Origin of the sequence: Streptomyces sp. NBC_00388, from assembly GCF_036061255.1 — a bacterium.
Lineage (GTDB): Bacteria > Actinomycetota > Actinomycetes > Streptomycetales > Streptomycetaceae > Streptomyces.
In genome coordinates, this window is the sequence record NZ_CP107948.1 from 472,929 (window position 1) to 497,962 (window position 25,034).

The 25,034-nt window shown below is 71.1% G+C and carries 24 protein-coding genes; 12 read left to right on the forward strand and 12 right to left on the reverse strand.

Going from position 1 to position 25,034, the window contains the following annotated elements:
- Positions 1-46 precede the first annotated feature (46 nt).
- Entirely contained in the window at positions 47-664 is a 618-nt protein-coding gene (locus tag OG917_RS02260) for a TetR/AcrR family transcriptional regulator (RefSeq protein WP_328315792.1), read from the reverse strand.
- Positions 665-834: 170 nt separating this feature from the next.
- Here OG917_RS02260 and OG917_RS02265 point away from each other — a divergent pair, with 170 nt between their 5' ends.
- The gene (locus OG917_RS02265) at positions 835-1,983 is read left to right on the forward strand and encodes an FAD-dependent oxidoreductase (RefSeq protein ID WP_328315793.1); all 1,149 of its coding nucleotides are present in this window, start codon (positions 835-837) and stop codon (positions 1,981-1,983) included.
- Positions 1,984-2,166: 183 nt separating this feature from the next.
- Here the strand turns inward: OG917_RS02265 and OG917_RS02270 are convergent, their stop codons facing one another.
- A complete protein-coding gene (locus OG917_RS02270) occupies positions 2,167-3,687 on the reverse strand; it encodes an FAD-dependent monooxygenase (protein WP_328315794.1) in 1,521 nt (506 codons plus the stop codon).
- A gap of 90 nt (positions 3,688-3,777) precedes the next feature.
- On the opposite strand from OG917_RS02270, the gene OG917_RS02275 reads away from it, so the two are divergent.
- Positions 3,778-4,428, forward strand: a complete 651-nt coding sequence (locus tag OG917_RS02275; protein ID WP_328315795.1) for a TetR/AcrR family transcriptional regulator — start codon at positions 3,778-3,780, stop codon at positions 4,426-4,428.
- 31 nt (positions 4,429-4,459) lie between these two features.
- Here the strand turns inward: OG917_RS02275 and OG917_RS02280 are convergent, their stop codons facing one another.
- The 6 genes from OG917_RS02280 to OG917_RS02305 form a co-directional block, all read right to left on the reverse strand.
- Complete coding sequence (locus OG917_RS02280) at positions 4,460-4,756, reverse strand: hypothetical protein (RefSeq protein WP_328315796.1); 297 nt, start codon at positions 4,754-4,756, stop codon at positions 4,460-4,462.
- Between the two features lie 76 nt (positions 4,757-4,832).
- Complete coding sequence (locus tag OG917_RS02285) at positions 4,833-6,212, reverse strand: ferredoxin reductase family protein (protein WP_328315797.1); 1,380 nt, start codon at positions 6,210-6,212, stop codon at positions 4,833-4,835.
- A gap of 119 nt (positions 6,213-6,331) precedes the next feature.
- Positions 6,332-7,114, reverse strand: coding sequence for a sensor histidine kinase (locus OG917_RS02290; RefSeq protein WP_328315798.1), 783 nt, complete (start codon positions 7,112-7,114; stop codon positions 6,332-6,334).
- Positions 7,115-7,263: 149 nt separating this feature from the next.
- A complete protein-coding gene (locus tag OG917_RS02295; RefSeq protein WP_328315799.1) occupies positions 7,264-8,343 on the reverse strand; it encodes a serine/threonine-protein kinase in 1,080 nt (359 codons plus the stop codon).
- Between the two features lie 145 nt (positions 8,344-8,488).
- Positions 8,489-9,028: a ferritin-like fold-containing protein gene (locus tag OG917_RS02300; RefSeq protein ID WP_328315800.1), complete on the reverse strand. Its 540-nt coding sequence runs from the start codon at positions 9,026-9,028 to the stop codon at positions 8,489-8,491.
- Positions 9,029-9,292: 264 nt separating this feature from the next.
- Positions 9,293-9,754, reverse strand: coding sequence for a MarR family winged helix-turn-helix transcriptional regulator (locus OG917_RS02305; RefSeq protein ID WP_328315801.1), 462 nt, complete (start codon positions 9,752-9,754; stop codon positions 9,293-9,295).
- A gap of 210 nt (positions 9,755-9,964) precedes the next feature.
- Here OG917_RS02305 and OG917_RS02310 point away from each other — a divergent pair, with 210 nt between their 5' ends.
- The 3 genes from OG917_RS02310 (at position 9,965) to OG917_RS02320 (ending at position 13,391) form a co-directional block, all read left to right on the forward strand.
- The gene (locus tag OG917_RS02310) at positions 9,965-11,497 is read left to right on the forward strand and encodes an FAD-dependent monooxygenase (RefSeq protein ID WP_328315802.1); all 1,533 of its coding nucleotides are present in this window, start codon (positions 9,965-9,967) and stop codon (positions 11,495-11,497) included.
- Between the two features lie 230 nt (positions 11,498-11,727).
- Positions 11,728-12,636 carry a hypothetical protein gene (locus OG917_RS02315; RefSeq protein WP_328315803.1) on the forward strand — a complete coding sequence of 303 codons (909 nt, stop codon included), beginning with the start codon at positions 11,728-11,730 and terminating at the stop codon, positions 12,634-12,636.
- The gene (locus OG917_RS02320; RefSeq protein ID WP_328315804.1) at positions 12,633-13,391 is read left to right on the forward strand and encodes a hypothetical protein; all 759 of its coding nucleotides are present in this window, start codon (positions 12,633-12,635) and stop codon (positions 13,389-13,391) included. Before OG917_RS02315 ends, OG917_RS02320 begins: the two co-directional genes overlap by 4 nt.
- 8 nt (positions 13,392-13,399) lie before the next feature.
- On the opposite strand, the gene OG917_RS02325 is transcribed toward OG917_RS02320, so the two are convergent.
- Positions 13,400-14,218: a DUF4389 domain-containing protein gene (locus OG917_RS02325; RefSeq protein WP_328315805.1), complete on the reverse strand. Its 819-nt coding sequence runs from the start codon at positions 14,216-14,218 to the stop codon at positions 13,400-13,402.
- A gap of 212 nt (positions 14,219-14,430) precedes the next feature.
- Positions 14,431-14,853: a MerR family transcriptional regulator gene (locus OG917_RS02330; RefSeq protein ID WP_328321603.1), complete on the reverse strand. Its 423-nt coding sequence runs from the start codon at positions 14,851-14,853 to the stop codon at positions 14,431-14,433.
- A 315-nt stretch (positions 14,854-15,168) separates the two neighbouring features.
- Here OG917_RS02330 and OG917_RS02335 point away from each other — a divergent pair, with 315 nt between their 5' ends.
- Entirely contained in the window at positions 15,169-16,668 is a 1,500-nt protein-coding gene (locus tag OG917_RS02335; protein WP_443058898.1) for a SulP family inorganic anion transporter, read from the forward strand.
- A 67-nt stretch (positions 16,669-16,735) separates the two neighbouring features.
- On the opposite strand, the gene OG917_RS02340 is transcribed toward OG917_RS02335, so the two are convergent.
- Positions 16,736-17,137 carry a VOC family protein gene (locus OG917_RS02340; protein ID WP_328315807.1) on the reverse strand — a complete coding sequence of 134 codons (402 nt, stop codon included), beginning with the start codon at positions 17,135-17,137 and terminating at the stop codon, positions 16,736-16,738.
- Positions 17,138-17,238: 101 nt separating this feature from the next.
- On the opposite strand from OG917_RS02340, the gene OG917_RS02345 reads away from it, so the two are divergent.
- Both OG917_RS02345 and OG917_RS02350 read left to right on the forward strand, forming a co-directional pair.
- Positions 17,239-18,252 carry a helix-turn-helix transcriptional regulator gene (locus OG917_RS02345; protein ID WP_328315808.1) on the forward strand — a complete coding sequence of 338 codons (1,014 nt, stop codon included), beginning with the start codon at positions 17,239-17,241 and terminating at the stop codon, positions 18,250-18,252.
- A 67-nt stretch (positions 18,253-18,319) separates the two neighbouring features.
- On the forward strand, positions 18,320-19,105 hold the full coding sequence (locus OG917_RS02350) for an AraC family transcriptional regulator (RefSeq protein WP_328315809.1): 786 nt from the start codon (positions 18,320-18,322) through the stop codon (positions 19,103-19,105).
- A gap of 55 nt (positions 19,106-19,160) precedes the next feature.
- Here OG917_RS02350 and OG917_RS02355 read toward each other — a convergent pair whose 3' ends face one another.
- Complete coding sequence (locus OG917_RS02355; RefSeq protein ID WP_328315810.1) at positions 19,161-21,161, reverse strand: glycoside hydrolase family 32 protein; 2,001 nt, start codon at positions 21,159-21,161, stop codon at positions 19,161-19,163.
- 255 nt (positions 21,162-21,416) lie between these two features.
- Here OG917_RS02355 and OG917_RS02360 point away from each other — a divergent pair, with 255 nt between their 5' ends.
- From OG917_RS02360 to OG917_RS02375, 4 genes are read left to right on the forward strand one after another with little or no spacing between them, the layout of a single operon-like run.
- On the forward strand, positions 21,417-22,436 hold the full coding sequence (locus OG917_RS02360) for a substrate-binding domain-containing protein (protein WP_328315811.1): 1,020 nt from the start codon (positions 21,417-21,419) through the stop codon (positions 22,434-22,436).
- Complete coding sequence (locus OG917_RS02365) at positions 22,433-23,449, forward strand: ABC transporter permease (protein ID WP_328315812.1); 1,017 nt, start codon at positions 22,433-22,435, stop codon at positions 23,447-23,449. Before OG917_RS02360 ends, OG917_RS02365 begins: the two co-directional genes overlap by 4 nt.
- Positions 23,446-24,342 carry an ATP-binding cassette domain-containing protein gene (locus OG917_RS02370; RefSeq protein WP_328315813.1) on the forward strand — a complete coding sequence of 299 codons (897 nt, stop codon included), beginning with the start codon at positions 23,446-23,448 and terminating at the stop codon, positions 24,340-24,342. The genes OG917_RS02365 and OG917_RS02370 overlap by 4 nt, the downstream gene beginning before the upstream one ends.
- Positions 24,339-25,028 carry a nucleoside/nucleotide kinase family protein gene (locus OG917_RS02375; protein ID WP_328315814.1) on the forward strand — a complete coding sequence of 230 codons (690 nt, stop codon included), beginning with the start codon at positions 24,339-24,341 and terminating at the stop codon, positions 25,026-25,028. Before OG917_RS02370 ends, OG917_RS02375 begins: the two co-directional genes overlap by 4 nt.
- The last annotated feature ends 6 nt before the right edge of the window (positions 25,029-25,034 follow it).

The window sequence follows — 25,034 nt, forward strand, 5'->3', positions numbered from 1 at the left end:
CCTGCCACGCCCGGTTCCCACCGCCCAGGTGGGCCGGCTCTCGCCGTCAGCTCTCGCTGCCGGTTGTCGCCGCGTCCCCGAAATCGTGCTGTGCCCGCCAGCCGTCGACCAGGAGGTCGAAGACCGTCTCCACGGCCGCGCGTGGGTCGTGACGCCCCCTGACCAGGGCCGGCAGTTCCAGGACGAACCGCGCGAGCGCCGCGCACGCGAGATCGTCCGCCTCCCTGCCGAGGTCCTCCGCGATCACAGCGGCGAGGGTGCCCGCATGTCTCGTCCACATGCGTTCCGCGTACTCGCGGAGCGCCGGCGTCCGGTCCACCAGCTCCGAAAAACGCTCAAGGCGAGGGTCCGACGCGAGTGTCGCCCAGGAGCTGAGGGCGTGAGCGCGGAGGGCCTCGATCACTCCCTGCCCCTTCGGCCTCTCGCGGACGGCGGCGGCCAGCTCCGCGTCGACCTTCTCCTCGCGGTCGAAGACCAGCGCCTCTTTGCCCGGGAAGTGCGCGAAGAGCGTCGTCGTCGACACATCGGCCCTTTCCGCGATGTCGCGGACGCTCACTGCCTGGAAACCGTGCTCCAGGAAGAGCTCCAGGGCGGCGTCGGCGATGGCCTGCCTGGTCGCGGCCTTCTTGCGCTCACGGCGGCCTACGGCCGGGGAATCGGACATCCCGTCACTGTACCCCATAGCTGGAATGAAGCAGAAACTTGAACGGTTGCACTTATTGACTCACTTCTGCTTTCCTGGACACCGCAGGGGTCGCCGCACCACGGGGTCGCGGCGCCGGTCCTCGCCGTGCCACGGAAGTACCGGGCCCCACCGACGAGAAGGAACCCACCGTGGACTCTCCGACACCCGCAAACGCACGTATCCGCATCATCGGGGCCGGCCCCGGAGGCCTCACCTGCGCACGCATCCTGCAGCAGCACGGCATCCCGGTGACGGTGTTCGACCGCGACAAGGGGGCAGGCTCCCGTAACCAGGGGGGCTCGCTCGACCTGCACGAGGAGGACGGCCAGCTCGCACTCCGCGAAGCCGGGCTGCTGGACGAGTTCTTCGCCCTGGCCAGGTTCGACGGGCAGGAAATGCGGCAGATGGACCCGGCCGGGCGGATTCTCGCCCACCACCTGCCGGACGAGGGCGAGACCGCGAGCCCGGAGATCGACCGCGGACAGCTCCGCGATCTCCTGCTGCGCTCACTCGCTCCGGGGACGGTCCAGTGGGGGCACGGTCTCGCCTCCGTGAGCGGACCGTCCGACGGGCCTCGCACCCTGTCGTTCTCCGACGGGACATCCGTCGAGGCCGATCTCGTGATCGGCGCCGACGGGGCCCCCTCCCGCGTCCGTCCCGCGGTGTCGCCCGCGACGCCGCAGTACACCGGAGTCACTTTCCTCGAAGCACGGTTCGACGACATGGAGAACGCGCACCCCGAGCTCTCCCACCTGGTCGGACGAGGCGGTGCCCACATCGCCGACGGCAAGCGGGGTCTCTTCGCGCAGCGCAACAGCGGTGGCCACATGCGCGTCTACATCATGCAGTCCGTTCCGGTGGACTGGATCACGGCGCACGGCCTGCGCCCCGAGGACACCGAAGGCCTCCGCGCGCACCTGCTCAGCGCGTACGCGGACTGGGCACCGCAGTTGCTCCGGCTGATCACCGACAACGACGGCGCCTACGTCGACCGCCCGCTCTTCGCCCTGCCCGTGCCGCACACCTGGCAGCACTCGCCCAGCGTGGCACTCCTGGGGGACGCGGCACACCTCATGCCGCCGCTCGGCGTCGGCGTCAACCTCGCCATGCTCGACGCCTGCGAACTCGCCCTCGCGCTCGTTCGCTCCTCCACCATCGACGACGCCGTACACAGTTACGAGGAGACGATGCTCCCGCGCTCGGCGAAAATCGCCCGGATGCTCGAAGGCGGCGCTGAAAACCTCCTCTCCGTGGCAGAAGCGGGCGAGGACATGCCGGGCAGCCACGGCCGATCCTGACACCGCGCCGGGTGGTCGCGCGCCGCCGGACTTCCCGTGGACCGTCATGACCCAGCCGCCGCCCCTCGGCACCCACCTCCACCGGGCGCGCCCGGCCGATCCGGGGGTTCGCCCGCGCCCCCTGCCGATCGGCGCCCCGGGCGTGCTCCGTGGCCCCGGGGCAGTCGGGTTGCGCCCGGGGGGTCAGCGAGTCGTCAGCCCCGCGGCGATGGCGGGCAGCAGCGTCCTGTCGCAGTCGGCCGCGTCGTCCGTGGCCCAGCAGACATAGCCGTCAGGACGCAGGAGCAGGGCGGCGGCGCCCAGTTTCTCCGTACACGTCGCACGGACGACGTCCACGCGCTGTCCGGGCCTGAAGTCCGCGGGCACCACTCCCGCCAGGTCCAGCAGGACGGCGTGTCCTGCGCCGAACAGCGCCGAGAGACGGGTGGATCCCGCCGCGGTGACCAGGTCGGCGTCGGGCACCCGCCGCCCGGTGAGGGGGTGCCCGCCCGGGCTCTCGTAGTGGAGTGACAGGCCCGACATCAGGCCCGCCATATGGCGGTTGGCGTCCGGCAGGCGCAGCAGGTCGATGACGACATCGCGCAGGGCGGCCACATCCGCCGCCGGCCGCGGGTCGGCCAGGACCCGCTGCGCCGATGTGTGGTGCAGTACGCGCGCGCCGACCGGGTGCCGTTCCGTCTGGTAGCTCTCCAGGAGACCGGCAGGGGCTCGGCCCTGCACGGCCGCCGCCAGTTTCCAGCCCAGGTTGAGCGCGTCCTGTATGCCGAGGTTGACCCCCTGGCCGCCCAGCGGGGGGTGGATGTGGGCGGCGTCGCCCGCGAACACGACATGGCCCGCCCGGTAGTTCTCCAACTGCCGGGTGGCGTCGGTGAACCGTGAGGCGTTCTGGACCGCGCCCAGGACGGTCTCGTCGCCGTACACCACCCGGAGCAGGGCGGCGATCTCCTCGTGGGTGACCGGGCTGTCGCGCGTGACGTCCGCCTGATCGGCACGGCCGTAGGTGAGCCGGTACGTATCACCTTCGATGGGGATCAGCATGGCCCAGCAGTCGCCGACGCTTCGGGTCAGGTCGCTCACCTGCCCCGACTGCTTCGGGACCAGCGATGAGACGGCGGAGAGCCGGATGTCGGCGAGCACCGCGAGGTAGGTCCCCGGCCTGCCGGGAAACGGGCGGTCGAGCAGCTTCCGCACGGTGCTGTGCCCGCCGTCGCAAGCCGCGAGGTAGCGCGCCCGCACCCGCAGACCGTCCGTCACCACGGTCACTCCGTCACCCTGCTCCACTCCGAGGACCCCGGCCCCGTGCAGAACCCGTGCGCCGCTCGCGAGCGCCCGCTCCTCCAGCACCTCCTCGATCACCCATTGGGGGACCCCGAGCGGAAAGGGGTGCCGGGTCTCCCAGGGGGTGCAGTCCAGCGGCACCGGCAGCAACGCGAAGTGCCCGCCGACCGGTTCGCGCTGTGCCGCCCGGCGCAGCATCGGCTCCAGGAGGCCGCGCATTTCCAGCAGTTCGGCGGTCCGGGGCTGGATCGTGCCGCCCTTCACCTGCTCGATGCGCCGGGGCAGCTTCTCCAGTACCAACGTGTCGACGCCCGCCAGCGCCAGCTCGCACGCGAGCATCAGTCCGGTCGGGCCCCCGCCCGCGATGACCACCTCGGCCTCGATCTCGTTCCTGGTGTCCGTGTCCGTGTCCGTGTCCGTCGCCATGCCGACTCCTCTTCCGCCTCTTAACCCGGGTGCAAATGTATACCAGGTGCATAAAGATCCCCAGGGCAATATTTCTGATACGGTGGAGGCGTGGAGAGCAAGCCAGGTCTTCGGGAACGCAAGAAGGAACGCACGCGTGCGGCGATCTCCAACGCGGCGATCACCCTCTTCCTCGAACGCGGCTTCACCCAGGTGTCGGTGGCCGAGGTGGCCGAAGCGGCAGAGGTGTCGAAGCGCACTCTCTTCGCCTATTTCCCGGCGAAGGAGGACCTCGTCGTGCACCGGCTCGCCGACCACGAGACCGAATCCGCCCGGGTGGTGCGGGCGCGCCCCGCACCCGACACGCCCCTGGCCGCGCTGCGCGAGCATTTCCTGGCCGGGCTGCGCGCACGTGATCCGATCACCGGTCTCAACGACCGCCCGGAGATCCGCAGCCTCACGCGGATGATTTACGAGGCACCCTCGCTCGTGGCCCGGATGACCCAGTTCAAGACCGGTGCGGAGCTCACCCTCGCGCAGGCGTTGCACGAGACGGCGGATGCCACCGAGGTCACCGCACGGCTGGCTGCCGCCCAGATCGTGGCGACACAGTGGGCGCTCGCTCAGGACAATGCCGAGCGCCTGGCCTACGGCGAACCGGCCGACGCCCGCTATCGGGGCGCGGTGCGGGACGCGGAGCACGGGTTCGCACTGCTGCGCAGTGGCCTCGCGGGGTGCGGCCTCGCGGAGAGCACCCCGTAGCGGCGTCCCGGATCAGCACCTGCGGTCCGTCTCATGCCCCTCCACGCACGGCCGGCCGGTGGTGGCCCCCGCCCGCGTCGGCGGGGCCGCCTCCCATGTCCGGGGCGGAGTGCGGCCGGGAACGGTCCGCGGCAGGCGGGGAGGTGGGGCTGACGGTGACGGAGAGCAGGGTCGCCGCTGCCGCACCCGTCATGGTCAGCAGCGCGGCGGCGCGCACGCGGTGCACGAAGGTCGGGGAGCGCCGCGCCCGGTGGCGCCTGCGTTCGCGGGTCGTGCCGGCCACCACGGGGATGGGGAGCCTGCTGTACAGCGGATGCGTAGCGGCCACGGTGCCGCCCTTCCTCTCAGGTCGACTGCTGATTCTGGATGATGCGGCGGTCCCGCGGCACCCTTCGGCGGGGCCCTCAGCTCGTCATCGCGAACTCCTCGGAGTGGATGCGCTCGACCGGCACTCCCGCCTGCTGCAGTGCCAGAGTGGCAGCCCTCGTCATCCCCGGCGGCCCGCAGAGGAAGACGTCGTGGTCGGCCAGGTCCGGCACCAGCGCACGCAGCCGGTCCCGCGAAAGGGGGTCGGCCTCCGCGTCGCTGGGGCCGAGCAGATAGTGCAGAGCGGCCCCCCGCTGCTGAGCGATGGACTGCAACTCCTCGCTCAGTACCAACAGTTCGGGGTGGGACGCACGGTAGAGCAGTGTCACGTCGCCCGGCTCTCCGGGAAGTGTCTCGAAGAGCGCCCGCAAGGGTGCGATCCCGACCCCGCCGGCCAGCAGCAGCACCTTGCGGCGTTTTCGCCGGTGTGCGGTGAGAGCGCCGAACGGCCCGGCTGCCACCACGCGTACACCGGGCCGGATCCGGCGTACTCGCCGGGAGTGGTCGCCGGCTGCCTTGACGGTGATCCGCAGCAGGTCGTCCCGGACCGGTGCGGAGAGTGAGAACGGCAGCGCGGTGCGCCACAGCCGTCTGGTGAGGAACCGCCAGCGGAAGAACTGCCCTGATTCCGCCTGCAGTTCATCCAGGTGACGCCCGGTGAACTCGATCGTGACGATGCCCGGTGCCTCGACCCGCACCCGGGCGACCCGCAGATCGTGGCGGAGCGCACGCCGGATCGGCACCACCACCCGGTACCAGAACAGCAACACCGCGGCCTGGGCATGCAGCAGTGACCAGAACCAGAGCGTGAACGGTCCGCCCCCCGCCACATCGGGGCCGGCGAGCTGGTGGACGAAGCACAGCGCGGCTGCGACGTAGGTGGCCAGGTGCACCGCGCGCCAGCTCTCGTGGCTGATCCGGCGGCGTACGGCGCGTGCCGATGTCACGCCGACAGCCAGCAGCAGTACGAGGCCGACTACGGCGGCGGCCACCCCTGGGTATCCGAACAGCCCCGTGCCCGCTGTGATGACGTCGACGCTCCGGTAGGCGGCGTACGCGAACAGCGCGAGCACCGCGTGCGCGGCGATCGCGGTGAACACCAGACGCCCGCCCCAGGTGTGCCAGCGCGCCAGCTGGTCCGCTCCGACGCCGTGCTCCACGGCCGGGATCCGTGCCATCAGCAGCAGCATCACGACGACCCCGTAACCGCCGAGCAGCCCCGTGAGGTGAGCCGCCGTGGCGAACAGGGCGTCCAGCCGCGCGGACGGCCGCGCCTGTACGCCCCACATCAGGGCGACCACCCCGGCGCCCGCCACGATGCCCACGCCGCACGCGTGAGGCGACAGGCGCGGCGGGGCGGTGCTCAGCGCCGGGTCGACGCGATGGCGGGGTCGCGCTCGTGGCACACGGACAGTCATCCGGAGCTCCTACAGTGGGGTCGGGTCACCCACGCTATGCGCCTCTCTCCGCCCGAATTCGCAGTTCAGGGCAGTGCTGATCAGTCTTGAGGCGCCCTTAAGGAAGAGCTCAGCGGTGGTTAATGCCGTGGCCGGCCTTCGAGGGTCCCGTCGGCCTCCGCCGGCCTCTTGTGCCGGTCGTCGTCAGGCCGGCCGGGGCTCGCCCCGTTGAAGAACACCGTGACGGTGAGACCGCCGGCGGGACGGGCATCGACGGTGAATTCCGCGCCGTGCGCGTGCGCGATGGACGCGACGATGGACAGCCCCGGGCCGGCGCCCTCGCCGGGACTGTGGGTACGTTCACCGAGGCGTCGGAAGGGTTCGAAAAGGCGGGGTGCGTCCTCGGCGGGCACGAGCGGGCCGGTGTCGGAGACCGTGAGCGTCCGGTCGTGGAGGACGACGCGGATCGTGCCGCCGGGGTGGTTGCAGCGCAGTGCGTTGTCGACGAGATTGCGGATCAGGAGGGTCAGCAGCACCGGATCGCCCTCGACGGTCACCGCGTCCAGCGTGGTGGTGACGTTGATATCGCGCTGCCCGGCCTCGTCGGCCACGTCGGCGGCGATGATCGCCGTGGTCTCTTCGAGACGTACGGACTGCCCGCCGTCCAGGTCCTGCTGAGCGGTCGCGAGCAGCAGGAGCGACTCGACGAGGTGTTCACTGCGGCCGGCGACATGGATGAGTTCACTGCGGATCCAGCGCACGCGCTCCGGGTCGGGATCGGCGAGGCCGATCTCGGCCGCGGCACGCTGAATGGTGAGAGGGGTGCGCAGTTCGTGTGCGGCGTTCGCGGCGAACCTCCGCTGAGCGGTGACCAGGTGTTCCAGCCGGCCGCTTCCCGCCTCTCCCCCACGCCGGCGCTGCACGCGCCCTGAACCCCGCCGACAACGCTCCCCCACAGCGCCGTTGGTACCCCATCCGCTCTCGTACCGGCACCTGACGGTCCGGGTGACCTCGCCCTTCGAGGCCCCGGACCGCGAGGGCGCGGGCGGAGAGGACGTCGCACCGGGAGCGGTCAGCTGTGACCGGCCCCGAGGACGCGGCGGATCGCCTCCAGCGGGTACGGGACCTCCCGGCTCTCCCGCTGGAGCCTGCCGTAGAAATCCGTGACGACGGCAGCGAGCGGTGCGTGACGGCCGAGGATCGCTGTGACCCCGGGAGGGCCTTGCGGGGGTCGCTCCCCTGCGCCGCACGCGCGTATCAGGGCTTCGCGTTCCGCCCGGCCGTATCCGTACACGCCAGTGATCAGCCAGTTCACCAAGTAGCTGAGCGTGTAGGCACGGTCGTGGGTCCTGTGCCGTTCGAAGAAGGCCGCTTCGCCGGGTGACAATTCGAAGCGTGACGAGAGAGCCAGGCCGTAGTCGGTGAAGTAGAGCCGCCGGCCGTCGGTAAGGATGTTCTCGAAGTGGGCGTCGAAGTGCAGCAGGCCGCGGGCGTTCATGAAGGAGATTCCGGCCCGCAGTTCCTTCTCCACCTGCGAAGCGGCCCGGTCGGCGGCCGCGTCGCCCGCCCGGAGCTGCCCGGTCAGCCACCCGTGGAGGGTCTGCGGGATGTATTCGAGGAACAGGACGAGGCTCGCCCGGGACTGCTGGAGGGCCTCGATACGGCGGCGCACCTGCGGCCCGCCTCCCCAGTAGCGGACCGCCCGGTCCACGTCAGCGAGCTCCTCCGGGAGCTCCGGCGCGGTGTCCGGCAGCACCCGCCAGTGGTACATGAGAGGAAACCCCGGGTACTCCCCCGCGAGAACCCAGTTCGTGGTCATGGTGTGAGCGGCAGCCTCCCGCCACGCCCCGATGCCCGGCCCCCCGATGCCGTACTGGCAGAAGGCGGGGAGCTGGTACACGTTCGCCGTGGAGCGCACGTTCTCCGGAAGGAGCTCCCGCTCCGTCAGGGGCACCCGCTTCACGAAGACCGGCGTGCCGGCCGTCTCCAGCAGCGCCGACCGCCCTCCGATACCGGAGCCGAGCGGCGCCGCGGTGTCGAGCAGCCCGCTCAGAGCCCGGTCACTGCACAGGGCCAGGGACGTGGACACGCTGCTGTATGCGGCGAGGCGCGCGTCGGGCGCCTCGCCGCGGGCCCCGGCCGTCGTCCGCATCCGGGCGCCCGCCTCGCTTCTCCGCTCCGCAGGCTGCTCTGCTGCCGCCCGCCTCCGCAGAAAGGTACCCGCGCTCGCTCCGCCGGCCGCGGCAGGCGCGGGAGCCGGCAACGCGGCCCGGGCCGCGCCCGTGCGGCCCTGCCGGTCAGGAGGCGGGTTCGTACAGGTCGTTCAGCTCGTCCGCGTGGTCCTCCTCCTCCTTGAGGAGGTCTTCCATCAGACGGCGGGTGGTCGGATCGCTCTCGCCGATCCAGCGCACGATCTCGGTGTACGTCTCGATGGCGATGCGCTCGGCGACGAAATTCTCCCGGATCATCTCCTGGAGGTCGCTCTCCTCGGGTGCTTCGTACTCGGTGTGCGAGCGGGCGACAAGGGTGGCGGGGTCCAGGTCGGGGGTGCCACCCAGCTGGTTGATCCGGTCGGAGACCCGCTGGAAGTGGTTCAGCTCCTCGCCGGCGTGCTCCCGGAACAGCGCGGCGACCTGCTCACGGTTGATGCCCTGCGCGACGATCGCGTTCTGCGTGTACCGCAGATAGCAGACCATCTCGGTGGCGACCACCTCGTTGAGCACATCGATGAGGCGTTGCAGGTCGGATGTGTTCGCCGAAGTGACGGGGCCCTTGCTGAGGTGGTTGCGGGCTTCCTCGCGGATCTTGGCGAGGTCGAGGGCGAACTGGTTCGGCACAGCGAGTTCCCATCTGGTCGGCTGGTACGCGGTGGCGGAGCGTGTACGTGAGCACGCGAGGCGGCGGCGAAAGCGTAAGCGGGGAGCCCGGGGGCACAGGTCCGACGCGCTCGGCGCGCCGCAGTGGGGCGCCCGCCCGGCGGAACACCGTCCCCGCGGCGGCACCCCCGGCCGGGTGACGCTCTCCGGACCGGATTCCGTCCGGTCCGCCCGGCGCCACCGGCGGCTACGGGAGCGAGCTGTGAGTGCGCCGGCCGGTCGCGGTCAGCGGGGGGTGGGGCCGTAGCGGTACAGCGCTTCGGGGAAGTTGTGTTCGAGCAGACGGTGGAGCAGGGCGTGCACGGTGGCCTGTTCGCCGGTGGAGAGCACCTCGAACATCTGCTGTTGCACCTCGTCGGCCAGCTGTTGAGCACGGGCGGCAAGGGTCAGCCCCGTACCGGTGAGCCGTAGTTCCAGGACCCGCCGGTTCGTCGGGTGCGGGCTGCGGGTGAGGAGGCCGCGGGCGATGAGGCCGCTGACAGCGGCGCCCATGGACTGCGCTGTGAGCCCGGCCCTGCGGGCGACCTCGGCGCTGGAGATACCGGGAGAGGAGCCGACCTGCGTGAGGCAGCCCAGCTGAGCCAGGCTGAGATCGAGCGGCCGCAGGGCCCTCTCCAGGCGCTGGGTGACGGCCTGCCCGAACTGCCAGGCGAGGTAGCCGGCGCGGGTGGACGGATCATCGATCACCGTGGCCCCCTCGTGGAGAATATAAGGAACCTGATAATATCCTGCTGCCTCATCAGGAGTCGTGCTGGGATGGCCTGCTGAGCCGACTGGGCGCAGCGAGCCTCACCGCGCGACCCTCCAGCATCTCTCCCCGCCCGTCGGAGCCGGCGAACAAGGGCAGGGACGCGGGAGGAGCCACGCATCCTCGAACATCTGCGATCCAGGAGCGCCATGACGGATTTTGACACTGACGTCCTGATAGTCGGAGCCGGTCCGGTGGGGACATGGCTGGCCGCGGAGCTCCTCGCGGGCGGGGTCGGTGTCCGCTTGCTGGAGGCCCGTACCGAGCGCTCCGCCTGGTCACGCGGCTTCACCGTGCAGCCGCGCACCCTGGAACTGTTCGACACTCGCGGGCTCGCCGACCCCCTGCTCTCAGCAGGACAGAGCGTGGACTCCTGGCACTTCGCCCTGGGGCAGACCCGGCTCGACTTCACCGGGCTGCCGACCCGCTTCGCCTCCGTGCTGCTCAACCCCCAGGTGCGTACGGAGGAGTTGATGGAGCGCCGGCTGCTCGCACTGGGCGGCGAGGTCACCCGCGGCTGCCGGGTCACAGGCCTGCGGCAGTTCCCCGGCCGGGTGGAGGCGCTGACCGACTCCCCCGCCGGGCCCGGCCGGTTGACCGCACGCTACGTGGTCGGCTGCGACGGCGCGCACAGTACCGTCCGCACCGCCTCCGGGATTCCCTTCACCGGCACCGAGACGATCACCACGACCCTCACCGCCGACGTCGTCCTCGACGCCCCGCCACCGGGTGGTGCGCCGATCCTGTCCTGCGAGGCGGGAGTCCTGCTGACCATCCCGTTGCCCGAAGGCCGGCACATGGTCGGTGTGATCGACCACGCGACCATGCACCGGACGCCCCCGTCCCCGGTGCCCTTCGCCCATCTGCGTGCCGCGGTGGAGCGGGTCGCGGGGAGTGATCTCGGCATGCGCGATCCCCGGCGGACCGCCACCGTGGGGGACGCGGGAAAGCTCGCGGAGACCTACCGCAGCGGGCGGGTACTGCTGGCCGGGGACGCCGCCCACATGCACTATCCGATGGGCGGCCAGGGGATGAACCTCGGTGTCCAGGACGCCCACAACATGGCCTGGCGGCTGACCGCCGTCCTGCGCGCGGGCGCCGCCTCCCGGGTGCTCGACGACTACTCGCGCGAGCGGCGGCAGGTGGGAGCGGCCGTACTCGACGACGTACGTGCCCAAGTCGCCCTGGTCACCGCCGCCGGCCTGGACGGCTTCACGCTGCGCCGGCGCTTCGACACCCTGCTGGCCGAACATCCGGCACTCAACCACGATCTCGCGGCCCGGCTGTCCCAGCTCGGCGTCCGCTACGGCACGCTCGACGGCTCGGACCACAGCGACCCCCGCATCGGCGCCCGCGCCCCCGACCTGGCCTTCACTGCGGCACCGGACGGTGAAGGCCCCCGGCGGCTGTTCGAGACCGCACGGCCGGGACGGTTCGCCCTGCTCGACTTCACCGGCGGCCGCCTCCACGCGGGGCGGGCGGTCGCGGGCGCCGGTCTGGACGGTCTGGTGGACACGGCCGCTGTCACACCCGCCCCCGGGGCGCACCCGCCCATGGACCAGGATCAGGCCACGGCCTGGTCCACGGCCCCGGCCGCTCTGATCAGGCCGGATGGGCACACCGCCTGGATCGGCGACGACCCCGGCCAGGCCCTGGACACCGTGAAGTCCCTGCTGTTCTGAAACGCCGGCTCCGCCGACGGGCGCCGGACGGGGCGGGCCGGACGCCGGAGTGCTCCCGCGCCACCCCGGCGCCGGCAGAGGCGGGCAACGGCGTGCGGTGGCCGGACGGGCCTCCGGTTCCGCGCGTACCGCGGCTCGGTCACGGAGTCCGGCACCGGCTCCGGCGTACCGCGCCGCGTGCGCCGAGCCGAGCCGGTGCGCCTGGGTGGCCGCCGTGCTGTACTGGTCGGGTGGAGCGTAAGCGCACCCTGCCATTGATCCCGCACACCGGGCGGCCCGGCGAGGCGGCCTCGGGCGCGCGCGCCCAGCGGGCCGAGCAGGTACGCAACCGGGTGCGGCTGATGATCGAGATCACCGCACGGGCAGGGGAGTACAGGAAAGGTCTGGTCGCGGCGGCTGAACGGCTCAGCCCGGAGGAAGCGACCATCCTGTCCGATCTGGAACGGCACGGGTTGCAGGTGCCCCAACTGCACGACGTACTGTGCGGTGGCCATGTGCTGGTGGACGATCCGGAGTTGTACGAGGAGTGGCGGTTCGACAAGGTCAGTCACCCGCGCCTGTCCAGCCACCACAAGGACATCGACAAGAGCGTCTACCCCGACATCGGGATGCGCGGTCATGTGGTGCGGGAGAAGTTGCACGGACGCACGGCGCAAGGCACCTGGGTACAGCTGGAAAAGACCCCGGCTGCCTTCGGCGGGCGCAAGCTGCCCAGTGTGAGCGACCTCCGGCACCTCATGGACTACGTGGTGTACCGGTTCACGCGCAGCAATGTCGGCCCCTGGGGCCTGTCCAGGATGACCGAGCGGCATCCGCTGTATCTCTCGCCGGTGCTGGCCGTGCCCACATCCCTGACACCTCCGGTCGCGCGGCTGCTGACCCAGGCCCTGCGCCGGATCGAGGCGGCTGACGACGTCACCGCCGTTTCCCAGGACCTGGCCGCCCGGTTCCCGCCCCCGGACCGGCCGGACCCTGCCGGAGAGCTCGGCCGGTCGCTGTCCGGCCGGGCGGGCCGGGGACTGTTCGGCAGCTCCGAGGTGTGGGTCACCGAGACACCGTCCAGCAGCGCCGCCGCGGTCCTCCGCACCAGCCATGAGGCGCCGGTGGTGGACTGGCGGCGGACGGAGAGGCCGACATGAGCGACGACCGCAACGACGTTCCCGCTGCGACGCCGTCGGATCCGGGCGCGGCGTCCGTCCCCGCCGGGCTGGTCGCGGCCGTGGTGGATCTCGTGCACACCGGTCCTGTACTGCTCGGCGCCTACACCATCGCCGAGCTCACCGCCGTGGACGCGATCGTGGACTTCCTGGAGGCCCGCCCGTCGGACGAGGTGCTCGCCGAGGCCGTCCGCTCGCTGGCGGCGCGCCAGCTGCTGCTGGCCGGGTCCACGGGTGAACAGGTCCAGGTGCAGGGCGACCTGGGTATCGCCGTGGCGTTCCAGCAGAGGGCCCGCAAGGTGCTCGATGCCCGCACCACCGGGTCGGCGCCGGGTGAGCCGTGGCGGATCCTGGTGCTCCCCCAGCCGGAACGGATCTGCCTCGTGGTCCGCATCGATGCGCTCGGCGTCCATCAGATCGGTCTGCACACCCTCGACGAAACACTCCGTATGCTCACCGACTGGCTGCCGCGGGGTTCGGCGGCCGAGCACGACTCCGCGCTGGACAGCGAGGCGGTACTCGCTGCGGCGGAGCGTTCCGCGCTGGTCACCGTCACCGAATACACGGCGCAGGGGTCAGCGGAGATCGCCGGCACCAGCAGCGATCTGATCCTCACCCGCAGCGGCGGCCGGCTGCACGCGCTGACCCGGGACCCCGACGACCGGGACAAGCTGGTACCGGACCCGGCAGCGGGCAAGGACACCGTCCGCGAGCGTCTCGCCGGACTGCTGACGTAGCGGCGCGCTCAGCCGTCGGGATCCTGCCCCGCCGAACCGACTGCCGCAGTGTCGCTCGTGTTGCCCGCCTTGTCTGGCGGTGCGGCGGTGCCACCGAAGATGTTGACGATCACTCCGATCACCAGGAACAGCGTCACCAGCACCGACCCCGCCGTACTCATCCGCAGTGGCCTGGTCGCCGACGCGGGCGCGGCGCTGCCCGGTGCGGCCGGGAAGTCCCGGTCGCCGAACAGTCGCTTCGGGTAGGCCGGCGTCAGCATGGCCGCATACGCGTGGTAGCGCATCGTGTACCGGAGCAGGGCTGCGGTTGCCTCGAACAGAGGCCGGGGCATGCGGCCGAGGACGAGCACGACGAGCCAGCTCAGGAAGCACACGGCGTACCAGCCCGAGACGAAGACGCTCTGCACGATGGCCGCCGGGATCAGCAGAATGATCCGGAAGAGCACGGCGACCCTGTTGAGCCGCCCGGGGCGCACTTCGATCCTGACCGGGTACCCGGACACGGGCCGGAGCGCGAAGGGCGGGTACGTGTCGACCAGGAGCAGGGCGCTCGCGTGCACCCGGGTTTCGTAGGCGAGGAAGCCGCTCAGCCAGCGGGCGATGGGCCCGGGCAGCCGGGCGGTGAAGAGTGCGGCGAACCAGCCGATCACGGTGGCGAGGAACGCCACGGCCTCCAGGACCAACAGCACGATGAACTGAGGGAGCAGCAGAAGCCAGCGCACCAGCACCGTGAGGCGGCGCTGTGTCCGCGGTTCGGGAACGTCGAGCACGGGCAGCCACTCGTCGTCCCCGGACGGCAGTCTGCTGTCCCATGTCGGCTGCGCCATTTCGGTTGCCCCAGTCCTCTGCTCCGGATCCGCCGTCTCCAGACTCGCGACCGCGCAGAGGTTCCGCATGTGCACGGCCGTCCCGCTGTCCGCCGACGGAGTGGAAGCCGGTCCGAACGGAAGCCGGTCCTGCGCCGGGCGGCGTTCGCCCGGCGCCCGGTCCGGCACGGCCGCAGCCCGCGTGGAGGCGTCACCGCCCGGCCGCGCCCCCGTCACGGCACCGGAGCGCCGGTGTCGCCGGCGCCCCGGTGGGCGGCGAGGCGCTCGGTGAGGGTGGTGGCGAAGTCCTCGGCGCGGGCGAGCCGGGTGCGCAGGTCGGCCACGCGCTCCAGGGCGGTGGCGTGGTAGCCGCGGACCCTGTCCAGCAGCGCTTCCCGCTCCCCTTCCGGCAGATCGTCCAGGCCATCGAGCCGGTCGGTGGCCTCCAGCAGGTCGCGCATCTCGTCCAGGGTGAACCCGAGCGGCTTCATCCGCCGGATAACCATGAGGCGGGACACGTCGGACTCGGTATAGAGGCGGAAGCCGCCCTGCGAGCGGGCCGACGGTACGACCAGGCCCGTCTCCTCGTAGTGGCGGATCGTGCGCAGCGACAGCCCGGTGCGCAGGGCGACCTCGCCGATCTGCATGTGCGCCATGTCTGCCACGGCTCTCCTCGTGGTGTGATCCGGAGCGGTCACGCGACCTCTCCGATCTCTACCCTAACGTTAGGGTAGAGTTACCGGGTGCGGCACCGGGACCGGCATGCCGCTCTCCGGGCCGTACACGGATTGTTCACTGCCGGCCGCACTCCCCCGCCCGGCACCGGGCGGCCGGACTCCGCGCGAGCACCACCGGATGTGCGACGGCGGCCACGCGTCCGGGCGAGCGGCTGCACCGTCCGGCCCCGGCCGCGTCGACCCCAGCGCCACCGCCCGACGGGTGAGGGTGCGCCGAACCAACAGGTGGGCCCCTTGTCCTCTTCGCTGTCCCCGGCCGCGCTGCTGCGCGGTCCCCACCGCCCCTCATGGCTCTCCCCGAAGGTGTTCCGCACCGAGGTGCTCGCCGGCCTGGTCGTGGGGCTGGCCCTGATTCCCGAGGCGATCTCCTTCTCCGTGATCGCGGGCGTCGATCCAAAGGTGGGCCTGTTCGCCGCCTGCACCATGGCGATGGTCATCGCGTTCGTCGGCGGGCGTCCGGCGATGATCTCCGCCTCCACGGGTGCGGTCGCCCTGGTCGTCGCCCCCGTGGCCCGTGAGCACGGGCTGGGGTACCTGATCGCCACCGTCATGCTGGCCGGTGTGTTCCAGATCGTTCTCGGCTCTCTCGGGGTCGCCAGGCTGATGCGGTTCGTCCCCCGCCCGGTGATGGTCGGCTTCGTCAACGCACTCGGCATCCTTCTCTTCACCGCGCAGATCCCCAACCTCCACGACGTCCCCTGGCCGGTCTATCCGCTCGTCGCCGCCGGTCTGGGCCTCATGGTGTTCTTCCCCCGTCTCACCAAGGCGGTCCCTGCGCCGCTGGTGTCCATCGTGGTCCTCACCGTGATCACCGTCGCCGCCGGCATCGCCGTGCCCACCGTGGGCGACAAGGGCAGGCTGCCTTCGTCGCTGCCCTTGCCGGGGCTGCCCGACGTGCCGTTCAGCGTCCACACCCTGACCGTCATCGCGCCCTACGCACTGGCGATGGCGCTGGTGGGGCTGATGGAGACGCTGATGACCGCCAAGCTGGTGGACGAGATGACCGACACTCATTCCAACAAGACCCGCGAGTCGATCGGCCAGGGCGTCGCCAACATCGTCACCGGCTTCTTCGGCGGCATGGGCGGCTGCGCGATGATCGGCCAGACCATGATCAACGTCAAGAACGGTGCGCGCACCCGCCTGTCGACTTTTCTCGCCGGGTTCTTCCTGCTGATTCTCTGCATCGCCCTGGGGCCGGTCGTGTCCCGCATCCCCATGGCCGCGCTGGTCGCCGTCATGGTCCTGGTCTCGGTGGGCACCTTCGACTGGCACTCCGTCAAGCCCGCCACCCTCAAGCGGATGCCGGCAGGCGAGACCGCCGTCATGGTGATCACCGTCGCCGTGGTGGTAGCCACGGGAAACCTGTCCATCGGCGTCATCGTGGGCACCCTCACCGCCATGGCCGTCTTCGCCCGGCGGGTCGCCCACCTGACCGACGTCACGGCTGTCCCCGGCCCCGAGGGCGAGAGCGTCGTCTATGCCGTCACGGGAGAGCTCTTCTTCGCCTCCTCCAACGACCTGGCCGGCCGGTTCGACTACGCGGGAGACCCCGGGACCGTCGTCATCGACCTCACCGGCGCCCATGTCTGGGACGCCTCCGCCGTGGCCGCGCTCGACGCGGTCACCACCAGATACGCCGCCCGCGGCAAGGCCGTGACGGTGATCGGTCTCAACCGGGAGAGCGCCAGGATGCACGGAAACCTCAGCGGCGAGCTCACGGGCAGCCACTGACCTCGCCGGCTCGGACAGCCGCCCGCTTGCGGCGACGGGCTCGCGCCGCCGGGAGCAGGCGGACTCTTCAGCGCGCCTGCCGCCGCACAGCCTCGGCAGTGACCGGGGTGAAGAAGTTGACCAGGTTCCCGTCGGGGTCCCGGAAGAGCAGCGAGCGGTTTCCCCAGGGCATGGTGGTCGGCTCCTGGACGAACTCGCAGCCGAGCGGCGCCAGGCGCTCGTACTCGGCATCGACGTCGTCGACGCGGAACTCGGTGATCACCGTGCTGTTGGCAGCTGGCCGGATCAAGTCGGGACTGCCGAACAGGGCGACGGTGCGGCTGCCGGCGATGGCCAGCGTGCAGGCCGGTGTCACGATCTCGGCGAACTCAGGGGTCGACCATGTCGCCGAGACCGCGGTGACCTGTTCGTAGAACCCGACGAGGCGGGCGACGTCGTGCGTGATCACGCGGATCGAGACGAAGTTCATGAGCGGCTTCCTGTCAGAAATGTTCCGGATGGAGTGCTGTCTCGAACAGTAGGATCAATACCGGACAGGATCCGCCCGGTATATCCGGCAGACTTCCCGGCGTGACCACATCCACCGCTCGCGTGCTCGCTCTGCTGGAGATCCTTCAGGGCGGCGGCATCCGTCCCGTCCCCGAACTGGCGACCCGGCTCGATGTCGACGAACGCACGGTGCGCCGCTACGTCGGCCACCTGCTGGATCTCGGGGTACCCGTCGACTCGGTACGTGGTCGCTACGGGGGGTACCGGCTGGCTCCGGGCTACCGGATGCCGCCGCTGATGCTCACCGACGAAGAGGCTCTGGCCGTACTGCTGGGTCTGCTGGCCGCCCGCAGGGCCGGGCCCGTCATCGCTTCCGTCTCCGCCAGCGAGAGCGCCGTGGCCAAGCTGCTGCGGGTGCTGCCCGCAGCTCTGAGGCGACGGCTCGACGCGCTGCAGGAATCGGCGGAGTTCACCGGCCGTCCCCGCCCCCTGCCAGCCCCGGAAGCAGAGGTACTGCTGGCACTCGGCGAGGCCGCCCGGCATCAGCGCCCGGTGACGATCACGTACACGGACCGGGCGGGCCGCAGCAGCGGACGCACTGTCCTGCCCTACGGTCTCGTGGCCCACTCGGGGCGCTGGTACCTGACGGCCGCGAACCCGGCCGACGGGGAGGTACGCATCTTCAGGGCCGACCGGATCGCGGCCGTCTCCGCGCAGGACGGCTCGTTCGACGTCCCGGCGGGTTTCGACGCGGTGGCCACCGTGCTGGACCGCCTGGCACTCGCGCCCTGGACCCACGATGTGTCGCTGCGCGTCCACGGCAGCGTGGAGCACATCCGCAGCCACCTGCCGGCCGATATCGCCACACTGTCCGCGTGCGCGACCGCTCCCCCGCCCGGCGACGGCTGCGAGGCGGAGTGGGTCAGCGTCCGGATCCGGGCGGAACGGCTGGACTGGATCCCACCCGTACTCGCCGCTCTCGACCGGCCGTTCGTCATCGAACGCCCCGCTGCCCTCAGCGACCTCGTGCGCGCGCTGGCCCGGCGCCTCGAACAGCACGCCACCACCGGGGCAGAGGCCGGCCCGAACGGCTGAAGGTCCGGCCGGCGCACCCTCCGCGACACACCACACGCCTGTCGCTCCTCCGATAGGCTGTCGACTTATGCCGGGAATCCGCCATGAACCCATCGCGCCGACCCGCACCCAGAGACTCGCCACCGGGGCGGAGGTCGACGCGCACAGGCACGACGACCACCAGATCGTCTACGCGGGCCGGGGCGTGCTGAGCGTGACCGCCAGTACGGGGACCTGGGTCGCGCCCGCCACACGCGCCATCTGGATTCCCGCCGGTACGGTCCACGCCCACCAGGCCCACGGCGACCTGGAGATGCACCTGGTGGGCCTGCCGACGGGGGACGACCCGATCGGGCTGGAGAAGCCGACGGTGCTTGCCGTCGGGCCTCTGCTGCGTGAGCTCATCCTCGCGTACACGCAGACGCCCCTCGACGACAGCCCCCAGCGCGCCCGGCTGCGTGCCGTGCTCCTGGATCAGCTCCGGGTCTCACCCCACCAGCCGCTGCATCTGCCGACCCCCGCCTCCCCCCAGCTCAAGGACCTCTGCGACCTGTTGAAGGCGGATCCGGGCGACAACCGCACGCTCACCCAGCTCGGCCAGCACATCGGCGCCAGCAACCGCACGCTGTCCCGGTTGTTCCGTACCGATCTCCACATGACCTTCCCCCAGTGGCGCACCCAACTGCGCCTCCACCACGCCCTCGTGCTCCTCGCCAACGACACTCCGGTCACCACGACGGCCCATCAGTGCGGGTGGTCGTCCGCCAGCGCCTTCATCGATGTGTTCCACCGGACGTTCGGACACACCCCCGGGGCACACCACGGCCCGGCCCACCAGAAACCCTCCCATCCGCCGGGCGCCGGGCACCCGTAGGCCGGCCCTCCGGGGCAGCCTCCCCGGCGCCGCGCCGCCGGGTGGCCCCACCCGGTCACGACCGGCCGATCCGGCGGTGACGCAGCCGCGGGCGTGGGCCGGGTTCCGGCCCTCCCGCGGCGGGCCATGTGCCCGCGAGGGCCCACAGCGTGAGGGCGGGGAGATCGGTGGTGCCGCCGCTGCCGGTCGCCGTGATGCCGGTGCGGGACGGCAGACAGCAGCGGGAGACGGAGACCTCACCGTCGTTGGCGAAGACTTCGACGGACGTGCGGTCGATGAGGATCTCCACCGTCCTCAGCGGGCCGGACAGCGGCTGACCGCCACTCCCGTTGTCGACGCTCCGGTGGCCGAGGACGACCGGGACGCCGCGCACGTCGAGGGTGAGGGTGGCGCCCACGGGCACGGAGATCTCGGCGGTGCACTGGAAGGTGTCGCCGTCCGAGGCGAGGGTGACGCTCTGCCCGTCGCCGACGGCGCCGCTCCACCGGGTGCCCCCGGTACGCAGGCGAGCGATCTCGGCGATGGGGTTGCGGTGGAGTCGCAGGCCGTCGCCCGTGCTGCGCAGCGAGAGCTCGGCGGGGAAGGTGACCTGCTGGTTGAAGGGCATATCCGGGTAGGAGCCGTCGCGCATCCAAGCGGCCTGGACGCGCCTCCCGTCACCCGTGTCGGTGTTGTTCCAGGTCTGCGTGGCATAGAAGTTGGGGCCGGAGTCAGCGACGTACTGGCTGGTCTCCTCGGTGAACCGGGTGCCGTCGAACGAGCCGGTGGAGTACTTGCCGTCACCGCGGACCAGAACCCACTTGGTGTTCCCCGCGTCACCGTCCACGGGAAGTTCGAAGAAGTCGGGGCACTCGAAGCTGTCGTCGACCGGGTGGCCCGTGTCCGTCCAGTCCAGGAGGTCGGGCGAGGTCCGAATGTGGTACTGGCCGTCCCCGTAGAGGAACATCACCCAGTGGCCCGCGGGGGCGTACCAGAAGACCTTGGGGTCGCGCTCGGGCGCCACGAGTACGGGGTTGTTCTCGTAGTGGGTCCAGGTGCGCCCGTGGTCCAGACTGTAGGACAGGCAGTGGCTACGGTTGTCGTTGCGGGACCAGAAGGCGGCCATCGGGGGGTTGGCGGCGTCCGGGGACAGGCCGGACGTGTTCTGGTAATCGATCACACACGAGCCCGACTGCACCCCGCTCCCCAGGCTCTCCTCCCAGAAGGCGGGCTGGAGTTCCGTCCAGTGCACCAGATCCTTGCTCACCGCGTGGATCCAGCACTTGTTCCAGCGCTGGGCGAACAGGTGGTACTCGCCCTCGTAGTAGACGAGTCCGTTGAGGTCGTTGAGCCAGCCCTCCTGCCGCTGCCCCGGGTTCAGCCGGTCCATCACCCACTCACGGGCGGTGAAGTGGAACTGGGGGCGCCATGTCTCCTGGTAGAGGGGCTGGGTGGTGACGGGGAGCCGCCCGGGGCGGTCGGTCTGGACGATCTGGTCCACATTGACGTGCCCCCAGTCGCCGCCTGCCGTGTCGACGAGCTGCACGTGTGCGGTCCGTCCTGCCCACGGCCTGACGTCCCAGCTGGCCTCCATGAGGGCGTCGCTGTTGCGTCCGGTGGCGCTGCGGACGATCGTGCCGTCGACGACGAGGTCGAGGCAGGTCACCCGCTCGTAGTCGCCGCCGCCGATACCGAAGGCGATGTAGTCGCGCTCGATACGGAAGCCGGGCGAGGCGAGGGTGCCCGTGGGGCCGTCACCGTCCCGTTCGCTGGACGCGACGCCCAGGCCGCGGTAGTTGCTGATCTCCAGCTCGCGCAGCAGACCCGCACCGATGGCGGGTCCGTCGCCGAAGGCCGAGCCCGATGTGCTCCAGTCGCCCCAGTCCGGGCTCTCGAAGTCGTTGACGAGGACGTCGGACCTGTCCGCCCCGGCGGCTGCCTTCGCTGTCGCCCGGTCGCCGAGCACCGACCAGAACACCGCGCCCGCACCTGCACCCAGGACGGTGCGGAGGACAGCTCGACGGCCCGGCGCAGGCGGACCTGACGACAGGGGTTCGGTACGGGAATCGTTCTGCACGGGGATCGCCTCCGACACCTTGTTGAGCGGGACGCGTCAGATGGTTGCCCTGCCCTACCCGAATGCGCAATGCATTGCGCAAAGAATTCCCAGCTTCGCCACCCGGCGCCGGACGGGCCCTCAACAACGCTGGCAGCACCGGCACTTGATATGGCGCAAAGATTTGCGCAATGGCTATGCAGACGAGTTCCTGACCGGTACTTTGCCGTGCACCGGTCAGGCCGAGGGCGGCCGGGCCACCGAGAGGAGCAGTTCATGGGACAGGTACGCGCACCCGCCCTTGTGGCGACGATCGCTGCCGCGGCAGCCCTGGCCTGTCTGGGGACCGGGTGCAGTTCCACCAGAACCGGCGGCGGCGACAGCGGTCCGGGATCCGGCGACAGGGCGGTCGTCGGACTGGTGACGAAGACGAACAGCAATCCCTACTTCGTCAAGCTCCGCGAGTCCGCCAAGGCCGAGGCGGACAAGCGCGGGGCGAAGCTGATCGCTCTTGCGGGCAAGTTCGACGGGGACAACCAGGGGCAGGTCGACGCGATCAACAACCTGGTCGCGCAGAAGGTCACGGGGATCCTGATCACCCCGAGCAGCTCCGGGGGAGTCCTCGACGCGATCGCGGCGGCGCGCCAGAAGGGCGTCATCGTCGTAGCACTGGACACCGCGACCGACCCGGCCGGCGCGGTCGACGCCACCTTCGCCACCGACAACAAGGCAGCCGGCGTGACACAGGGCACCTACGTCAGGGCGGCGCTCAAGGGTGCCAGGCCCAAGGCCGTGCTGCTGGACGGCACCCCCGGTTCCTCGGTGGACGACCTGCGGCACAAGGGCTTCCTTGAGGGATTCGGGGAGCCGGCCTCCGCGATCCGGGGTACGGCGGTGACCAACGGGGACCAGACCAAGGCGCAGACCGCCATGGAGAACCTGTTGCAGCGCGAACCGGGCATCAACGCCGTCTACACCATCAACGAACCCGCGGCGGCCGGTGCCGCCCAGGCGCTGGCCTCGAAGAAGAACGTGGTGATCGGCTCCATCGACGGATCCTGCGCCGGCGTGCGCAATGTGGCGGCCGGCAGGTTCGCCGCGACCGTCATGCAGTTCCCGGAGAAGATGGCGCGGATGGGCGTCGACGCGGTCGCCGGCTACGCCAAGGACAGGTCCAGGAAGCCGAAGGGCTTCGTGGACACCGGATCCCAGCTGGTCACTGACAAACCGGCCGGGACGGTGGCGTCCAAGGACACCGCCTGGGGCCTGAAGAACTGCTGGGGTCAGGAGAGATGACGGTGACAACCACCCCGCCGGCTCCTTCCACGCCCACCCGGCCGAAGCCTGCCCTGTCGCGCGGCGCGGCGGCCCTGGCCCGTACCCCCACGTCCGGGCCGCTGGCAGCGCTGGTCGTGGCGGTGGCCGTGTTCGCGCTGACCACCGACACCTTCCTCACTCTCGACAACGCGTCCTTGGTCGTCGAACAGTTCCTGGTGATCGGCACGCTCGCGCTCGGCCAGACGCTGGTCATCCTCACCGCGGGGATCGACCTGGCCAACGCCGCCACCATGGTGCTGGGCACGCTCGTCATCGCCCGGCTCGGTCAGGACACGATGCCGGCCGGTCTGGCGCTGTGCGCCGGCATCGTCCTGTGCACGGCGGTCGGCGCGCTCTCGGGCACCTTGGTGACCCGCCTGAGGCTGCCGCCGTTCATCGTGACGCTGGGGGTGCTCAGCGTCCTGACGGCGGTCGACCAGCTGTACGCCGACGGCGAGAGCTTCACGGTCCCGCCGGGCATCCTGACGTGGCTGGGCACCCGCTCCTACCTGTTCGGCCGGATCGAAGTGACGTACGGCATGGGGGTCATGCTCCTCCTCGTGCTGGGGCTGTGGTTCGCCCTGGCCCAGACCGCCTGGGGCCGCAACGTCTACGCCGTCGGTGACGACACCGAAGCCGCCCGGCTGACCGGTGTACACATCCGCCGCACCTTGCTGAGCGTGTACATGCTGGCCGGCTTCGTCTACGCGATCGCCGCCTGGCAGGCCCTGGGCCGTATCCCCAACGCCGACCCCAACGCCTTCCAGACCGGCAACCTCGAAAGCATCACAGCCGTCGTGATCGGCGGCACCAGCCTCTTCGGGGGACGCGGCAGCATCGCCGGCACCGTCGTGGGCGCCCTCGTTGTCACAGTCCTCGCCAACGGCCTCACCCAGGCCGGCATCGACAGTCTCTACCAGCAGGTCGCCACCGGCATCCTGGTCATCGTGGCCGTCGCCGCCGACCGCATCGTGCGCGGGAGGTCCGCATGAACACCCAGCCCGCCCGGCAGCCGTCCCCCCGCGAGGCCGACGCGGGCGAAGCCGAGGTGGTCCTCCGGGCCACCGGCCTGGTCAAGCGGTACGGGAACGTCATCGCTGTCCGGGAGTCGGACTTCGAGCTGCGCGCGGGAGAAGTCCTCGCCGTCGTCGGTGACAACGGCGCCGGGAAATCCACCCTCATCAAGGCACTCACCGGCGCGATCGTCCCGGACGCCGGAACCGTCGAACTCGGCGGCCGGCCCGTGCACTTCACAGGTCCGGGCGACGCCCGGGACGCAGGTATCGAAACCGTCTACCAGACCCTGGCGGTCGCCCCGCAACTGGACATCGCGGGCAATCTCTTCCTCGGCCGGCCGCTGCGCCGCCCCGGACTCCCCGGATCGGTGCTGCGCATGCTGGACCACCGGGCCATGCGGGTCCGCGCCGCCGAGCAGCTGGACCGGCTCGGCATCGCGACCGTCCAGGACATCACCCAGCTCGTCGGCACCCTCTCCGGCGGGCAGCGCCAGGCAGTGGCGGTCGCCCGCGCCGCCATGTTCGGCACCCGCGTCATCATCATGGACGAGCCGACGGCGGCACTGGGCGTACGCGAATCCCGCCAGGTACTCGACCTGATCGAACGTATCCGGGAGCGTGGTGTGCCCGTGGTGCTGATCAGCCACGACATGCCTCAGGTCTTCGCTGTCGCCGACCGTATCCATGTGCACCGGCTCGGCCGCCGCGTCGCCGTGGTCAGCCCGCAGGCGTGCTCCATGACCGATGTGGTGGGCCTCATGACCGGCGCTCTGAGCCTGCAGCCGGACGGTTCCCTGGCGGAGAACGCCCGGCATCCCATGCCGCACGACACCCCCGCGGGCCCCGCTGCCACCAAGGCGGTGCAGTGAAGCCGATCAGCGACGAGACCGGCCGGCAGCCCGTCACCCCGCTGCTCTACCGAGGCACGTCGCTGCACCAACTCGCGGACCGGGCGGTCGGACTGGCCCGCACGCCGGGCCGGACGCTGCTCGGCATCGCGGGAGAGCCCGGCTCGGGCAAGTCCACGCTTGCCGAGCAGCTCCTGGCCGCCATCGAGCAGCGCCGCCCCCACTGCGCGACGGCTGTGTCGATGGACGGCTTCCACCTCGCCCAGCGTGTGGTCGAGGCGCGTGGGCACAGCGACCGGAAGGGAGCCATCGACACCTTCGACGCCGAGGGTTTCCTCGCCGCGCTGCAGCGCGTCCGCCAGGAGCAGACGGGCACCGTCTGGTGGCCGGAGTTCCGGCGCGACCTGGAGGAGCCCGTGGCCGGTGCGCTGGAGATCGCTCCCCGGCACCGGCTCGTCATCGTCGAGGGGAACTTCCTGCTGGCCACCCGGCATCCCTGGCACCGGGTCAAAGACCTGCTGACCGAGACATGGTTCCTCGACGCCGCCCCCGCGGCCCGGCGCGCACGCCTCGCCCGCCGCTACATCCGCTACGGCTTCACCCCGCAGGCCGCCCATGCCAAGACCAGCGGCGTCGACGAGAGCACCAGCGCCCTCATCCGCAGGGGCGCCGACCGGGCCGACCTGACCCTCACCGAAGCCCGGTAGGGTGCG

Excerpts from the sequence above, each read along its gene's own strand:
- OG917_RS02260 (WP_328315792.1), bottom strand. The coding sequence starts at position 664 with ATGTCCGATTCCCCGGCCGTAGGCCGCCGTGAGCGCAAGAAGGCCGCG.
- OG917_RS02270 (WP_328315794.1), bottom strand. The coding sequence starts at position 3,687 with ATGGCGACGGACACGGACACGGACACGGACACCAGGAACGAGATCGAG.
- OG917_RS02285 (WP_328315797.1), bottom strand. The coding sequence starts at position 6,212 with ATGACTGTCCGTGTGCCACGAGCGCGACCCCGCCATCGCGTCGACCCG.
- OG917_RS02295 (WP_328315799.1), bottom strand. The coding sequence starts at position 8,343 with ATGCGGACGACGGCCGGGGCCCGCGGCGAGGCGCCCGACGCGCGCCTC.
- OG917_RS02310 (WP_328315802.1), top strand. The coding sequence starts at position 9,965 with ATGACGGATTTTGACACTGACGTCCTGATAGTCGGAGCCGGTCCGGTG.
- OG917_RS02320 (WP_328315804.1), top strand. The coding sequence starts at position 12,633 with ATGAGCGACGACCGCAACGACGTTCCCGCTGCGACGCCGTCGGATCCG.
- OG917_RS02325 (WP_328315805.1), bottom strand. The coding sequence starts at position 14,218 with ATGGCGCAGCCGACATGGGACAGCAGACTGCCGTCCGGGGACGACGAG.
- OG917_RS02330 (WP_328321603.1), bottom strand. The coding sequence starts at position 14,853 with ATGGCGCACATGCAGATCGGCGAGGTCGCCCTGCGCACCGGGCTGTCG.
- OG917_RS02340 (WP_328315807.1), bottom strand. The coding sequence starts at position 17,137 with ATGAACTTCGTCTCGATCCGCGTGATCACGCACGACGTCGCCCGCCTC.
- OG917_RS02350 (WP_328315809.1), top strand. The coding sequence starts at position 18,320 with ATGCCGGGAATCCGCCATGAACCCATCGCGCCGACCCGCACCCAGAGA.
- OG917_RS02360 (WP_328315811.1), top strand. The coding sequence starts at position 21,417 with ATGGGACAGGTACGCGCACCCGCCCTTGTGGCGACGATCGCTGCCGCG.
- OG917_RS02365 (WP_328315812.1), top strand. The coding sequence starts at position 22,433 with ATGACGGTGACAACCACCCCGCCGGCTCCTTCCACGCCCACCCGGCCG.
- OG917_RS02370 (WP_328315813.1), top strand. The coding sequence starts at position 23,446 with ATGAACACCCAGCCCGCCCGGCAGCCGTCCCCCCGCGAGGCCGACGCG.